We start from the raw sequence: 15868 nt of genomic DNA on the forward strand, positions 1-15868 counted from the left end.
TCTGCAATAAATTTTTTTAATTTTTATATTACCCCCATTCATTTTCCCAAATTTCTTTTTAATGTATAAATATACATTAAGAGGCATTGGAGACGAGGACGCAAATAAAATGCTTCTGTAACCTTTTGAATAGCCATTAATATTATTTAAGAGCATATTGGCTGTAGGTTTGGTAATATAAAATCTGATATAATTATCTCCCTTGTTATAAATCGGCAGCTCAATAAAATTGGCCATTAAATATTCATTTCCAGTATTTGATTTAAACCGGTGGTTCCCTAAAGTTTTAAGCACCTGGAGCTGTTAATATTCCAATTATCATTTAAAACTATAGTAGGAATAATCATTTGAAACATGTTGAAATTATCTGTAAAATAATTTTCATCTATGATTGCTAATTTTTTCCCAGACTCTAAAACTCTTCTTTTTTCAATTTCTTCTTGTCTTATATCAGTTAGAGATAAGAAACGACCATTCTGAATTATCAGATCATTGGAAATAATTCCCGTTTCGTGAGCTACCTTCTATATTCTCAAATGGATATTAATACTTCAAATCCACAAGGTGTGTTTAATGTTGATGGAGGAAAAGATAATACTGCTTTAGGGCTTCCAACTATTGCTCAGCAAACCAATGATATCATATTTTCTAAAGAAGGGAAATTAGGTATAGACATAACCAAACCACACAAAAATTCATCTGTTCACATAAAGCATTACCAAAATCTGATGATAAAACAAAATTACCACAATTTGATTTATTACAACCTGATCAATATAATGACGATCCAAGTATGGAGGGAATGATTATTTATAATAAGGCCGAAAAAATGGTTCAATTATATGATTCTTTAGATAAACTTTTACACGAGCAGCGAAGTACAATTGAAGGCTTTGAGAATTATGAAACATCTATTTACGGAAGAGTAAAAAATTTAGGTACCAATAACATTTACGATAAAAAATTAAGGTAGCTTTCTTGTTTTGGAAAGCTGGCAAGTTTCAGTAAAACTACAGGAACATGCAATACTCACACTACGGCTTGGCCTGTTTGTTTGGATACTACCACCTCTTAAAAAATGGACATAGTTCCACACTTTTTTTTTGCCTATAAACCAAATCTTGTTATGAAAAATATTTATTGCGACATATTTTGGCGCTCACTAAAAGTATATTGCCTTTAAATTACTTAAAACATTACGGAAAACCCTAAACTGTGAATTAAAAAATATTTTTATATTAGCTAACTTAAGATTACAAACATTGAAAAGCAAATTTATTTTAAAGCTACTGCTCTTAGTCGCATTTAGCATTTTGGTTTATTCCTGTATGCATGATGACTTGAATTCCTCAGCCGAAAATTCCCCATCTAAAGAGTATAATTCCAAAAGCCTCTGGAAAGAAGATGAAACCTACATTAAAAACGTAATGAAGATATACCAGGAGAATGAATCTGAAATAAAAAAAGTAAACGGGACACCCTTATGGGATTATGCTATGACTATGGGACGTACTAATGAGAGCTTTTTAATAGTTCCTATTGCAAATGGCAAAACAATTGTATCTTGTTTAAAAGTTCCTAGAAATGGAAATTATATCACATTTATCAATGATATCGATCCTGAACATATCAAATTTTTTGAAGGTTATGCAACATTAGAAAAAAGAAAACCTCTAAAACAAGATAAAATGAGCTCTGAAGCTGCCAGAGGTATTGTACAGTGTGCTGTTAGCTCGGTCTCAATGTGGTATCCCAACAGCGAAACAAATCCAGATGCCGGTGGGCATTGGGAAACTCAATACATTACAGTATGCAATGAAATTGGAGGTGGTGATACACCAACGAATCCAAATCCAGAAGGTCCCACATTTCCTTATTATCCTGGCGGGGGTGGAGGGACTAATAGTAGTGGGAATCCTTGTCAAAAATTAAAGGAAAAAACGACATCAACAAACTTCCAAAGTAATATTACAACTTTAGAAGGTAAAACAGGAGACAATTATGAAAGTGGTTTTAGAATATCATCAGATGGTCAAAGTCAGATTTTACAAAATAAACCAGGAACGAGAGAGGTAGACATGAAAATTTTCACCAATACTGTACTTCTTATGCATTCTCATTATGATAAACTTTTCCCCATGTTTTCGCCTGGAGATATAGTCTTTTTTAATAAATGGATTATATGGGCTCAAAATTGGAATTCTGTATCGACTAACACACCTAAAATTCCTCTAAATGATCTTACCTTTGTTCTTGTAACAAGTAATGGAAATTATTCAATAAACTTTGATGGTACTAATACAACATCTTTACCGAACTATACTCAAGAAGAATTCGATAATTTAAATGAAAAGTATATAGAACAGTTAAGTAGTGCAGTCAGTGTTGGTAATGTTAGTGGAAATATAAATTATGATACAGAAAAACTTGAAAAAGAATTTTTGAAATTTTTAGCTAAAAGAATGGATATGCCAGGTTTAAAATTGTATCAAACTAAATCAAACGGAAACAAAGAAATTAAATTAGTGAATGGAAACAGATCTGAAGTACCTTGTCCATAAAAGATAAAAAAGAAAATTATGAAAAATATATTTTTAATTATTGTAACACTCTCTTCATTGTATTTTAAGGCACAAACATACCCTTTAAATACATCTCCAAGTGATATTCCTGCTAACGGTTATATAAAAGATATGAACAATGAGCTAAACAAGTATGTAGGTTTGTGGAAAGGAACATGGGATGGAAAAACACTATTTTTAGAATTACGAAAAGTAAAATATTATTATGGTGGTAATGACCCCTATTATATAGATAAAATTGTTGGAGAAAGAAAAGTTGTTACGGCTAACGGCACTAGAGAAATTGATAGAATTACTAGATTCGATGAAAAATCCCCGGAATTCAGAGGAATGACCATAAGTTTAAAAAATGGTAATTGGAAAAGATTAACTTTTTATCCTAAAAATATGTGTAGAAAAATGGCAAGTATAGATATTACAAATTTTACACCCACACAGATGACATTGCATTTTGAGTATTTGCCCAGTATTGTCGAACCAAACTGTCAGCATAATTCATATGTTGATCAGAATGGAGACTTTCCTATTAACTTTCCTAAAGACATTGTGTTAATAAAACAATAACTCAACTATGTGTAAAATATTATTGGTATTTTTACTTTTATTATTTTCCAAATCATTATTTTCTCAGAAGTTTTATCTAAAATTTCAACATTCAAGTGCAATTGTTATTGGACATAAAGTCGATATTATGTTCGAAACTTTCAAAGGAAAGGGTGTAAAAGTTTTTGTTCAAAAAGACAAAGATGTAAAGTTTAGTTTAAAAATTTCAAAAAAGAAATTTGAAAAAGTATATAATGCGATTCTAAAGATTGAAAATGATACAATTTCAGTAAAAGATAATTTAATAGATGGATCTTTTACTACAATAACATTATATGATAATTTTGATAATGAAAAAACATATTACGCCTCAGGGTTAAATAGTAAATCTCAAAATAGTGAATCTCAAAGAGATTTTTGGAATGCTACTAAATTGATAATATCGGCTGCAAGGCTTAAAATGGAAGATTTAATAGATTACAAATAAGACCAGAACCAATTAAAAGATTATTTTAACAGAATAATAGTTAAAAATATTCATAATCCCGGATTAGTCGTCCGGGATATTTTTTTTTCAATATTTCCCTTTGAAGATATTTTGAGAGAGTAAAATAGAACTGACACAAAAATAGTTAGGTACTAGGAGAAATAAAAAAATCCGATTCTTGTTAGGATTTTTATTTAAAAAAAAGAATTTTGAAAATCTAAAATTTGTTTATTTGTTATATTGCAGTATTGTTCGCCAAAATCAAACATTGTAAATCCCATTGATTCAACGATAAGAGTTATTGTTACCATTGATGATCTTTTTTTACCACTAAAAGCATTTGTTACGGTTGCTTTTCTTATATCAGCATTAGAATTGATTGCAATTTTTTCATAACTATCAATGATATCAGACTTATTATTTTCGGAATAACCTTTATTACGGCTAAGTAATAGTCGTAATGCAATTGCAGTCTTTATCATTATGATTTTCTCAGCATCAGTAAACATACTTGCAATTAAGAACTATTAAAATTTTTATTCGGTACGCTTTCGTTTACCAAATATATTTTTACTATATTTGTAAAATAAGTTACAATAAATGTGACTTTCCGATACTTCAACGAAATATTAGAAGCTATTGTTTAGAATCTTGTAATAGAAAACTGGTAATTTTTAAAGCAACAAGATGATAAGCAGAAAGCTCACGACCTAGGCGTGGGCTCTCTTATCTGTTGCACGGTATACCAGTACCCCTATTACGGATAATGTAGAGTACCCACGTCGTTTTTTTTCCAATGCTGTTTGTCCACCTTTACATTACAATCTAAGCACGCTTCCTAAACATAGTATCAGACTACACGATACAATAGGAGGGTACAACCTATTGCGGCTTTAAAAAGCTTACACGGGAACACAGATTTCATTCATATTAAATTCTTTCCGGTGCCTTGCGGTCAATGATTGCAGAACCTCACCAGTCCTTTTTCATATCAAAGGGCATCAGGAAAGTCTTTATGTAAAAAATGAATCAAAAAAAATACTCAACTTAAAAATCAGAAGAAAGAAAAAAGCCCCTTCCCATGCAGTTTGACGACCTAGGGAAAGAGCGTAGTTCAGTAATTAATCATTTAAAAATTAAAAACCTTTACAAATCTATGAAAAATTCCTATTACCATATAGGAGGGATTTTCTTTGGGCTCATGTTGACCGCTGTAAGCATCAACATAAAAGCTCAAGTACGCGCTATTTCTGGTACAGTCACCTCATCCGGAAAACCTTTGCAGGGAGTCGTAATCTCCCAAGAGGAAAGTGATGAGGTAACCATAACCGGTAACAACGGAACCTTTTCTTTACAGGTTTCAGCAGAAAATCCCATCCTATTGTTCAGACATCCTGATTATGCTGAAGGAAAATTCGCACTCACTAATCAGACCGTCGTTAATATCAGTCTAGAACAAAAAGTAAAGGGAATCGAAGAAGTTATTCTCAACGCTGGCTACTACAAGGTTAAAGACAAAGAAAGAACCGGTAGTATCGCCAAAGTTTCAGCAAAAGATATAGAAAACCAGCCTGTCACTAATGTTTTATCAACGGTGCAGGGAAGAATGGCAGGAGTCAATATTACCCAGAATTCAGGAGTTCCGGGAGGCGGCTACAGCATCCAGATCCGGGGACGAAATAGCCTTAGAACCTATGCCAACAGTGAAATTGATGGCAGCCAGCCCTTATACATAGTGGATGGTGTCCCCGTGGGAAGCGGGATGACTGCTGCTTACGGTGCCAACATTTTGTCAGATGCCAACCTGAATCCTCTAAGTAATATCAGCCCTAATGATATCGAAAGCATTGAAGTTTTAAAAGATGCAGATGCGACTGCGATTTACGGTTCCAGAGGAGCCAATGGAGTAGTACTGGTGACCACCAAACGGGCAAGGAAAGGATCTTTGGGTCTTTCCGTCAATACTTCGTATGCACTAAGCAATAGCCTTTCCAATCTTACCATGATGAATACGGAGCAATATGTGGGAATGCGCAGGCAGGCTTATGCGAATGACGGAATTTCAGTATATCCGGCCAATGCTTATGATATCAACGGAACCTGGGAACAGACCCGTTACACGGATTGGTTCAAAACACTTCTCGGCAATACATCGGTAACTTCCAATGTCCAGCTGTCTTTATCAGGAGGAGGAGAGAAGACCTCTTTTCTGGTAAGTTACGGACACAATGAGCAGACGACTGTATTTGCTAAAGATTTCCGGTATAAAACCAATACCTTACTGGGTAACCTGTCACACCGCTCAGCAGACAACAGGCTGAATTTTACCATGTCAACACTCTTTTCAAAGCTGGAACACAATGTAATCAGCCTTGACAATACCGGCAGTGCCTTATTTCTGGCACCTAATGCCCCGGCCCTTTACGATGCTCAAGGGAATATCAACTGGCAGAACAATACCTTTGATAATCCTGTGGCCGCTTATAACAGTACCTATTCCAATAACAATATCCAGTTCATGAACAATTTCACGGCGGGTTATGAACTACTGAAAAACGTACAGATCAGACTCAATGGAGGAATTAGTTACCAGACCTTTGATGAACTGTCATTGCAACCCAGTACGATCTATAATCCATCGTTAGGGATAGGTCCTGCCAATTCCAGAGCACTACAAAGCAATAAAAGCAGGCTATCCTATACTTTGGAGCCGCAATTGAACTGGAGCTTCAAAAAAGGGCGTCATCAGGTTGATGTCCTGGCAGGAGGTACCTATCAAAGCGATCTGAATACTCAGGATGCCATACAAGGGTATGGTTTTACCAGCAATGCATTTATTGAAAATATTGCGGCGGCTACGACGAAACTGATCTCAGACCAGGTCAAAACGGAATATAAATATATGGCCGTCTTCGGAAGATTCAATTATCAGTTTGACCGCCGTTATATTATTAATGTTACAGGAAGAAGAGACGGAAGCAGCCGTTTTGGAAGTAACCGTAAGTTTGCGAATTTCGGTGCGGTAGGGGCTGCCTGGCTGTTTTCCAATGAAAGCTTTATGAAAGAACTATCCTGGCTCTCCTTCGGAAAACTGAGGGGAAGTTATGGTTCATCGGGAACTGATAATATTGGGAACTACCAGTATAACGATACGTTTATCACGTCTACCTTAGGGTATAATAATATAACAGGACTGGTTCCTTCCAAGCTCTTCAATCCTAATTTCAGCTGGGAGAAAACCGTTAAATTAGAAGCTGCACTCGACATGGGATTCTTTAAAGACAGGCTTAATATCACGGCATCTCATTACCGGAATCGCTCATCGAATCAACTGGTAGGTTATCAGCTTCCCTCGGTAACAGGGTTTACTTCAGTGCTCGCTAATCTAGATGCCACCATTCAAAATACAGGATGGGAATTTGAGATAGCGGGACGTCCGTTTACCGGAGCTTTTAAATGGGAAACATCAGCTAATCTCAGCATTCCAAAGAATAAACTTCTGTCTTTCCCGGGACTGGAAGGATCAACCTATGCTAATTCTTATGCTATAGGCCAATCCGTTAATATTGTAAAATTATATCATCTGGAAGGCATCAACCCTCTAAATGGCCAGTATATCTTTACGGATTACAATGGCGATGGTAAGATCAGTTCCCCTGATGACAGGCAGGTAATTAAAAATATAGGCGTAGAGTTTTTCGGAGGCTGGAGCAATAATTTCAGCTATAAAAACTGGTCATTGTCACTACTCGTTCAGTTTGTCAAACAGCAAAGCCGCAATTTTAATTACCAGATGTCTTCCCCCGGACTGATGCGGAATCTTCCGGTAGAAGCCCTTAATGTCTGGTCACCGGATAATCCGAATGGGCTATACATGCCGTACCACGCTACTTCGTCACCACTGCATAGTTTATTTCAGATGAGTGATGCAACCGTTTCCGATGGATCGTTCATCCGATTGAAAAATATTCAGCTCAGCTACCGGATTCCTTTACATGGAAAGCTCATCAGGGAAGCCAAGATCTACTTTCAGGGCCAGAACCTCTATACATGGACCCGGTACTTCGGGCTGGACCCCGAGTTTTCATCTTTAGGATTTCTGCCGCCTCTAAAGACCTATTCCTTCGGCATGCAGGTTAACTTTTAAAACCGATACAATGAAACTTTATAAACAATTCTATATCATAACAGGATTTTTAATACTAAACAATATGAGTTCCTGTGAAAAACTCATTGAAGTAGAACTGCCTTCCAATCAGATCGCTTCCGATCAGGTATTTGTAGATGTACAGACAGCGGATGCTGCCCTGGCTGGATTATATTCAGGACTGCGTGACAATTCGCCCTTTGCAGGCGATCAGTCTGGCAGGTTATTAGGGCTTTACACCGATGACCTGGATTTTTATTCCACTACAGCAACCAACGGACTACCGGAGATAGCCCAAAACCTTCAGAACGATTCCAACGCCAGTATTTATACGGACTGGTCAACTTCGTATAAGCAGATTTATGTGGCCAATGCCATACTGGAAGGCATTGAGAACTCAGAATCCATTTCCGAAACAGACCGCAACCGAATCAAAGGAGAGGCTTTAATAGTCAGATCCATGCTGCTGTTATACCTCCAGCAGGTATACGGAGATATTCCGTATCCGATAACCACCAATTATCAGGTCAATCAAACGATTTCAAAAACTGATCATGCACAGGTGCTTATACAGCTTAGTGAAGATCTCAAAGAAGCAGTTGCTCTTCTTCAGGATAACTACAGAAATACGGAGAGGATTTTCCCTAACCGTAAAATGGCAGAACTGTTATTGGCAAAAGTCTATCTGCTACAAGGAAAATGGATGGAGGCTGAGCTTCTTTTAAAGGGTATCATTCAAAGCTCACTCTACCAGTTTCAGAATGATACTACCAAAGTCTTTGTCAAATCCGGCTCGCATATCCTCTGGCAGCTGAAGCCTAAAAACTCTGGTGACGGGACCAAAGAATCCGGAATCTATTATTTTAACAATTCAGCACCTTCGATGACCGCCCTTAGTACAGGGCTTGTCAATACGTTTTCTGCTGCGGATCTCAGAAAGCAGTACTGGATGGCCCCGGTAACATTTAACGGAACAACCTGGTACAGGGCTGAGAAATACAAAAACAGGACAGCGAATACAACGGAGTATTCAATCATTGCCAGGCTGGAAGAAGTGTATCTCCTTTTAGCAGAGACTTTGGTACAGCAAAATAAAATAGATGAAGCATTACCTTACCTCAATAAAACAAGACAGAGGGCAGGATTGGCACCATTAGCTTTGCCTTTATCAAAAGAAGAAGCGTTCACTGAGGTCACGCTGGAAAACCGAAGGGAGTTTTTTACAGAAATGGGACATCGTTTCTTCGATCTGAAAAGAATCGGAAAGCTGGAGGCAGCCTTACAGGGAAAACCCAACTGGAAGCCTTTTCATAAACTCTGGCCAATTCCCCAGCAGGACATTTTGTTAAATCCCAACTTAAAACCTCAAAATGAAGGCTATTGATATCAAATCGTTATTATGTATAGTGATCATCTGTATAGGGAGTCAAAGGTTTTGGGGACAATATAATATGGATTCCATAAAACAGAGATATGAAGCATTCTATACTATTGCTCATTTAAAAGTATCAGATGATAACCGATGGATTTCTTTTTCGAAGATCTATCAGAAAAATACAGACACTACGGTTGTTGCTAGTGCAGATAAACAGCAATCCATTAAAGCTGTTTTGGTAGGTGTTTCTGAAAGCTACTTTTTGAAGAATAATTATTTTTTCCGGCTGGGTAGTGGCAAAGCGCAAATGATCAATCTTCGAAACGGATATAAGAGAGATTTTAAGGAAGTTAGCAAAATAGAGATACTGCCTGCTCTGGGATATTATGCTATTTTGTATAAAAGTCGTTTTCTGGAAGTATTTGACAGCAAAGACAAACTTATTACCTCAGTTCCTAATGTGACCCAGTTGGTGAGTAATAAACAGGATAAATTATATGTAGTCGTTAATCAAAATAATCTTTCATCCGTTTGGTCTTTGCATTCAAAAGTATTTAATAAAGCCTATAGCTCTACGCATCTGATTAAAAAGATTATGCTCATGCCGTCGCAAAAGTATTTGGCAGTTACCCGGCAGCAAGACCAAACTTCTAGGAAATTACAGCTTATGTTATTGGATACGAACACGTGGAAAATTTCAAAAGTCACTGAAGGTTTTATTACATCGGATAATGTACAGGTTAGTGAGATCAATAATGGGGATATGTTTTTTTTGGATTTTATTACACGGCGTAAAACAGTTAATCTTTCTCAACCACAGATTAGTTACGGTACGGATCCTGATCTTTGGCTCTATAGAATGGGAGAGCAGTCTCATGAGTACTGGGTGCATGATGTAAAGTCAGGACAGTCTCAAAAGGTAGATCCCGATCTGGCATTTATGGCTGCTATGGATCATGAAAGATATTTTCTAAGTTTTGATCGAAAAGAAAGAAATGCCTATGTAGGATCAATTTCCTGGTATGATATCTATTTATATGACCGCTATAGTAAAACTTCAAAAAAGATACTTTCTCCGATTTCCTACCTTGCGGTTAGCCGAAAGGGTAAATACATAATAGGATTCAGTGAAGAAGAAAAACGGTGGATTGTATATAATACTTTACTATCCACAAAAACGACGATTGAAAATCCTCATATTGGGAGGCCAACTTTTAGTGATGACAATCATTATGTTTTTTTTGAAAGCGAGAATGGAATCTACAGGTTTAATCTATATACGCAAAATCTGGAACAAATACCTTTAACAGCGAATAAAAAAGTAGCGATATTAAACGTTAAAGAAGAGGTCATCTATGGGGTGTTGGGTACTGATTTTAGATTCCGATGCATTGACACAAAGCTTCCGATCATCCTTGAGCAGTATGATCAAAACAACAATGAAACATCGTATGCTCAATGGTTTCAGGATAAGATAAAGGTGCTTCTTCCGGCCACTAAAAACAGGGTAAGTGATTTCAAAATAGATCCCCAGAACCAAACGGTTTTCAGTCTGGAAGAGAATTTCAACAGTCCTCAGGCAATTTACCAATACCATAGTGGGCATAAGAAAAATGTGTATCAAAGCAATAGGCATGATCATGAGATCACTACGGCCAGGCAGGATATATTGTCATACAAGAATAGTTTGGGAGTACCCATTAAAGGAGTATTGTACTATCCGCTTAATTTTGATGCCCAAAAGAAATATCCATTGGTTGTGTCGGTCTATGAAGTTCAGAATAAAAGTGCATCGGTATATCCCTATCCCTATTTTTCGGGAATAGGGGTTAACATCCGGTCACTCATTGATAATGGTTATTTTGTTTTTCTTCCCGATGTGGTTTTGGATAGCCGGGGACCTGGGTTCTCTGCGTTGGATTGTGTGCATTCAGGACTGGATGCCTTGAAAGGATATGCCAATATTGACAGCAATAGAGTAGGACTCATGGGGCATTCATTTGGTGGTTTCGGGACCAGTTTTATTGCGACCCGCTCCCATCGTTTCACGGCCTATATTGTTGGAGCAGCCGTTACAGATCTGGTGAAATTTTATTTTTCCTTCAGTCAGGAAAGAAAGCTTCCCAATTACCCCCGCTTTGAAAACGGACAGTTTGATATGAAAGTGCCTTTTTCCCAGAACAAAATGCTCTACTACGACAATAGTCCTATTGCCAATGTAGAGAAGCTGAATAAACCGATCCTTCTCTGGACTGGACTAAAAGACGGAAACGTTCCTTATGATCATACCGAAGAATTGTATACCGGTTTACTGCGGAATCAAAAAAAGGCGATAGTACTGTATTATAAGGATCAGGATCATGATCTGGCAAAAAACAGTGCGGAGAGTATAGATCTTCATATGAGGATTCTTGAATGGTGGGATTATTTTCTGAAAGATAAAAAAGACATTCCCTGGATTGACAAAGAAATGAAAAAGGATGCCTTGTAAGGCATCCTCTTCTTTTTACTGTGGAATTTCTCTCAAAACATTATCGCAGAAAGTTTCTGAGACTTGTTCTTTCAGCTGGGTGCCATCTGATAGCTGACAGATAGGTCCTGTCGGAATGTCGCTACAGTTTTTACCTGCTTGCTCACAAGTGAAATTTCCATTACCATCCGGAACCATAATGTATCCCGGTACAATAGCTTTGTTTGTCTGATTTGCCATCTTGGTGGCAAATGCTGTTCCTGTTCCTAGTACAACTAGTAAAGCAGGGAAAAGGATCTTTTTCATAAAAAGAAATATTTAGTGTTGCCTACTCTGTTGATCGGTTTTCGGCTTCCCCGATTTGATATATTGAGATAATGCTTTTGTCAATTTATACTGGGTGAGCTGGCTATTATGGAGCGTGTACAGATACCTGTCAGTGATCATAATATCATTGAGTTTATGTGCATCCTTCTTAAAAATATAGATGCTGCCCAGATAACTTTTGGAATCAATGTCGTAGACATCCAATACCTCTGACTTCTTCCAGGCTTTTCTTGACTCGTGTCTGCCCATCAGATTAGATTGAACAAAAAGAAGGTTTCTATACACCGCGGATCTTATATTGACTTTTAGTGCCGGAGCTGTCATCTTGTAAGTGCCATCGGAAAGCTTCGTTGTTTTAATCTGAGCAGTTTTTACGGTATCAATGGTTTTCAAAAACTGTTGCACATGCATACTGCTGTTCATAACAATCACCTGATTTCTGTAGGTATAGGTGTATAGCAGCTTTTTTGTAAGGTTATCGTAAGCCATGCTTCCATCAACATCGAACAGGCCATCGATTTGCTTTTGTAAAATTGTTGCTTTTAATTGTAATTTCTCAGGACCGTTAATATCAAGCAGTCCTAGAACCAGATGATTGCTCGGGCGTATCTGGGTCCTTATCGCAAAACGGGAAGAATCGATGACCTTAAGATCATTAAAATAAGCGTCCTTATAACTTAATCTTGTTGTGGTTTCACTTCCAAGTTTACCTTTAAATAAGATGGGCACCGATCCGTCATAGATGTAAAAGTGCTTGTCTGACACTATTTGTCTGATATTTTTATAAGGATGATCGGTTTCTATTCGCGCAGATTGACCTGCTGTTCGACGCATCGAAGAATCAATTGTAATTAGCTGCTGCGGGTATTTCTGGTTAGACAGGTAAATATTATGACCATCGAATCCTGCAAAATAATAGAAATCGTTTTCCAGTTGTACGGAGCTATGTTCGATTACAGGGTGTTTGATAAACCTCCTTGTAAAATTATTTTCCTTCTTAATGACATGTTCCGAAGAAAGAAACAGGCCTGTTATTAAACTGATGCTCAATACGATTGATGTAGATATTCTTAAAACAATTTTTGATGTCTGAACAGGCATTTTATTTTCCATTAAGAGTATGGCAATAATGGCGAGTACTACACATACGATATTAAAAATCAAATGTTCAGTCCAACCAAGCTTCTCCAGAATGCCACCACAAGAGCACGGAACAAAATCGCTATAATTAAGAATGATAAAAATATAGGCTGTAAATGCTGACATTAAAATGAGTGACAGGTATAAGCCTGTTCGTCTGCATGCGGGTACGATCAGTAAAATAGACGCAATCCATTCTATAATAATGACACTGTACGAAACAAATCCTGCATAAGCACTAAGCAGTGGAGATTGTGCTAATTGAATCTGAAATCTTTCAAATTCTAAAAGCTTACTGACACTTGCATACATAAACAGCAGGATAAAGAAATAGGGTATAATTTGAATAAACTGGGTCTGAAAATTTTTCATGGCACTTCATTATTGGGTTTAACAGACCTGAACCAATCTCCATTTGATTTTCTTACCACAATAATCAGGCATTTTTTCCCCTTTTAAAAGGGGTATGGTCGTCTTGAAATTCCCCATACTTTCCCAGATGCCACTCTTTGGACATGGTAAGCCTGTAACAGCTGATATGGAGGTATGGGGAATCATATTTTTATTTTATAGTCCTTAATCCTTAGTAAGCCGCCAATTATCACCGTCCCTAACAGGAGGGTCTTTTGTCCCTGGATCTTCAATTACTTCTACGGATTTGGCAGAATCCTGTTTCATAACAAAGCTGTTTATTGTACGCTCTGATTTTTCACTATATTCACTATTTGAGATCATTTCTTCATCTTGATGAGTACAGTTTTGCAGACAAACTGCTCCGATTATTACGCTAAAAAATGGGATAAACTTTTTCATTTTGATAATTTTAATTGGGTTATCCCGGCCGGATTATATTAGAATTCTGATGTCAAAATTATCCGGCTTTTAAGCTAAAAAAAACTCAATTGTGGCTCTATTTTAAAATTAATACGTCTCAATTTTAAAATTAAACCATAAAAGAAATGAGTTTAATTTATTGTATTTCAGTGATTTGTATCTGTTCTGATTGTACTGGCGTTTAATTCATTGAATTTTGATTTATTTCAATCATAAATGATTATTTTTGAAATAGTGAGGTTCTAAATATCAGTATATGAAAAAGTTTAATTGCTTTATCATCTTATTTTCTGTTTTTTCGCAATTTTTATTTTCACAAAAGAAAGAGGAAAGAACTTTCAATGAAATCAGAAAGCCTTATGAAAAAATGGCAATAGATGACATTAATGCAATGCCTGATGTAAAACTGTACATTGAGAAAGCAAAAAATGAAAATAATTTTCCAAAGCTGATTCAAGGGTATAGAGATGCAAGACAATTTGACTACCGAAACAAAATGAAGTATGCTGACAGTGCACTTACAGTCAGCTTGCAGCATGGAACCAAAGATGATATCAGTAAAGAATATCTAAGTAAGGGAATTATCTATTATTTTTATCATAAAAAATATAAACTGGCTTTAAATGAATACATTAAAGCCTATACGTATTCAAAAGGCTCAAAAGATGAGTACCATAGATATAAAGTCCTTTATCATTTAGGAATAGTAAAAAGTCATTTAGGCTATTACGATGAAGCAATAAATCACTTTTTAGATTGTACTTCTTTTTACAGGTCGAAATTGAACGAAAAACAACATGAAAATGAAAAGTTTAATTACAAGAAAGCTTATCTGAACTGCTTGCATCAATTGACCGTGCTTAACAGATATATGAATAATTTTATCAGGAGCGACAGTCTGAGTCTTTTAGGGTATCGGTTAACTTCCGATAGTAGCGATTTTACTTTGGAAAAAAGCTATTTTCTTAAATGTATTGGAATATCCAGATACCACAAACAGGATTATGCTGCTGCACAGAATTATTTACTACAATCTCTGCCTACTATTATCAACAGAAATGATTTCGCCTGGGCTTCAGTAGTATATTATTACCTGGGTAAAACCTATGAAGCGCAGAATAATAGTGGCCGTGCAATAGGATACTATGAAAAGATTGACTCTATTTTCGATAGGCATAATTTTATACTTCCCGAGGTATATAAAAGCTATCATTATCTTATTGATCATTATAAAGATAAGGATATGAACAAACAACTTTACTATACCAGCCAGCTTTTAAAAGCGGATAGCTTAATCAGTAAAGATTTTCCTTACTTGTCATCAAAACTCCATAAGGACTTTGACCGACAGGCACTGATTGAAGCAAAAGAAGAAATTGAAAAATCAAGCGGTAAAAAAATTGTAATTGCTCAGATCTTGATTCTTTCCGGAAGTGTAGCCCTCTGTTTTTTGGTTGTGCGGCACAGAAAAGATCAAAGGATAAAAAAAAAGTATAACCTGCTTCAAAAGAGGATAGCAGATGGAACCTATAATGTCAATGATATTTTACAAGAAGACCAGGAAGAGTTTCCAACTAGAAAGACTTCTCTAACTCCGGAAATGACCTCAGAAATTAAAGAAAAACTTAAGCGGTTTGAGCAAGAAGAACAATTTAGAAAAAAAGGAATTACCCAGAAAAGTATTGCCTTAAAGTTAGGAACCAACTCCCACTATCTTTCGGTTTATATCAACGAGCAAAAAGGGATGAATTTTAATAAATATATGGCTGAATTGAGAATCAACTATATCACTAACTTACTTAATACCAATAGTAAATATTTAAATTATACCATCGAAGCTTTGGCTGAAGAATGCGGCATAGCTGCCCGTCAAAACTTTTCAAATTTGTTTTTCGATATCAACGGTATCCGACCGACAGATTATATAAAGAATCGAAAAAAAGAGCTGGGGATTAGTTGATTA

The 15868-nt window shown here is 36.3% G+C and carries 13 protein-coding genes; 8 read left to right on the forward strand and 5 right to left on the reverse strand.

The features are described from left to right. Positions 1-512: 512 nt before the first annotated feature. The 4 genes from PFY10_20055 (at position 513) to PFY10_20070 (ending at position 3612) form a co-directional block, all read left to right on the forward strand. Positions 513-806, forward strand: coding sequence for a hypothetical protein (locus PFY10_20055; protein WBV56484.1), 294 nt, complete (start codon positions 513-515; stop codon positions 804-806). Between the two features lie 456 nt (positions 807-1262). Beyond that, positions 1263-2561: a hypothetical protein gene (locus tag PFY10_20060; GenBank protein ID WBV56485.1), complete on the forward strand. Its 1299-nt coding sequence runs from the start codon at positions 1263-1265 to the stop codon at positions 2559-2561. Positions 2562-2579: 18 nt separating this feature from the next. Then, a complete protein-coding gene (locus tag PFY10_20065; protein ID WBV56486.1) occupies positions 2580-3146 on the forward strand; it encodes a hypothetical protein in 567 nt (188 codons plus the stop codon). 127 nt (positions 3147-3273) lie between these two features. Further along, entirely contained in the window at positions 3274-3612 is a 339-nt protein-coding gene (locus PFY10_20070) for a hypothetical protein (protein WBV56487.1), read from the forward strand. A 194-nt stretch (positions 3613-3806) separates the two neighbouring features. Here PFY10_20070 and PFY10_20075 read toward each other — a convergent pair whose 3' ends face one another. Beyond that, positions 3807-4094, reverse strand: coding sequence for a hypothetical protein (locus PFY10_20075; GenBank protein WBV56488.1), 288 nt, complete (start codon positions 4092-4094; stop codon positions 3807-3809). Positions 4095-4768: 674 nt separating this feature from the next. Between PFY10_20075 and PFY10_20080 the strand changes: the two genes are divergently transcribed. From PFY10_20080 to PFY10_20090, 3 genes are read left to right on the forward strand one after another with little or no spacing between them, the layout of a single operon-like run. Continuing rightward, entirely contained in the window at positions 4769-7759 is a 2991-nt protein-coding gene (locus PFY10_20080) for a SusC/RagA family TonB-linked outer membrane protein (protein ID WBV56489.1), read from the forward strand. Between the two features lie 10 nt (positions 7760-7769). Further along, the gene (locus PFY10_20085; GenBank protein ID WBV56490.1) at positions 7770-9143 is read left to right on the forward strand and encodes a RagB/SusD family nutrient uptake outer membrane protein; all 1374 of its coding nucleotides are present in this window, start codon (positions 7770-7772) and stop codon (positions 9141-9143) included. Then, a complete protein-coding gene (locus PFY10_20090; GenBank protein ID WBV56491.1) occupies positions 9130-11625 on the forward strand; it encodes a prolyl oligopeptidase family serine peptidase in 2496 nt (831 codons plus the stop codon). The genes PFY10_20085 and PFY10_20090 overlap by 14 nt, the downstream gene beginning before the upstream one ends. 15 nt (positions 11626-11640) lie before the next feature. On the opposite strand, the gene PFY10_20095 is transcribed toward PFY10_20090, so the two are convergent. Genes PFY10_20095 through PFY10_20110 form a run of 4 tightly spaced genes read right to left on the reverse strand, consistent with a single transcriptional unit; the run spans position 11641 to position 13884 of the window. Continuing rightward, the gene (locus PFY10_20095) at positions 11641-11910 is read right to left on the reverse strand and encodes a DUF6520 family protein (protein WBV56492.1); all 270 of its coding nucleotides are present in this window, start codon (positions 11908-11910) and stop codon (positions 11641-11643) included. A 12-nt stretch (positions 11911-11922) separates the two neighbouring features. Then, on the reverse strand, positions 11923-13443 hold the full coding sequence (locus tag PFY10_20100) for a tellurium resistance protein TerC (protein WBV56493.1): 1521 nt from the start codon (positions 13441-13443) through the stop codon (positions 11923-11925). An 18-nt stretch (positions 13444-13461) separates the two neighbouring features. Further along, positions 13462-13629, reverse strand: coding sequence for a hypothetical protein (locus PFY10_20105; protein WBV56494.1), 168 nt, complete (start codon positions 13627-13629; stop codon positions 13462-13464). Positions 13630-13647: 18 nt separating this feature from the next. After that, positions 13648-13884, reverse strand: a complete 237-nt coding sequence (locus tag PFY10_20110; protein ID WBV56495.1) for a hypothetical protein — start codon at positions 13882-13884, stop codon at positions 13648-13650. A gap of 277 nt (positions 13885-14161) precedes the next feature. On the opposite strand from PFY10_20110, the gene PFY10_20115 reads away from it, so the two are divergent. Next, positions 14162-15865 (forward strand): AraC family transcriptional regulator, encoded by a 1704-nt coding sequence (locus tag PFY10_20115; GenBank protein ID WBV56496.1) that lies wholly within the window; start codon positions 14162-14164, stop codon positions 15863-15865. Positions 15866-15868: the final 3 nt, after the last annotated feature.

The sequence above is a fragment of the Chryseobacterium daecheongense genome, assembly GCA_027920525.1.
Taxonomy (GTDB): Bacteria; Bacteroidota; Bacteroidia; order Flavobacteriales; family Weeksellaceae; genus Chryseobacterium; species Chryseobacterium proteolyticum.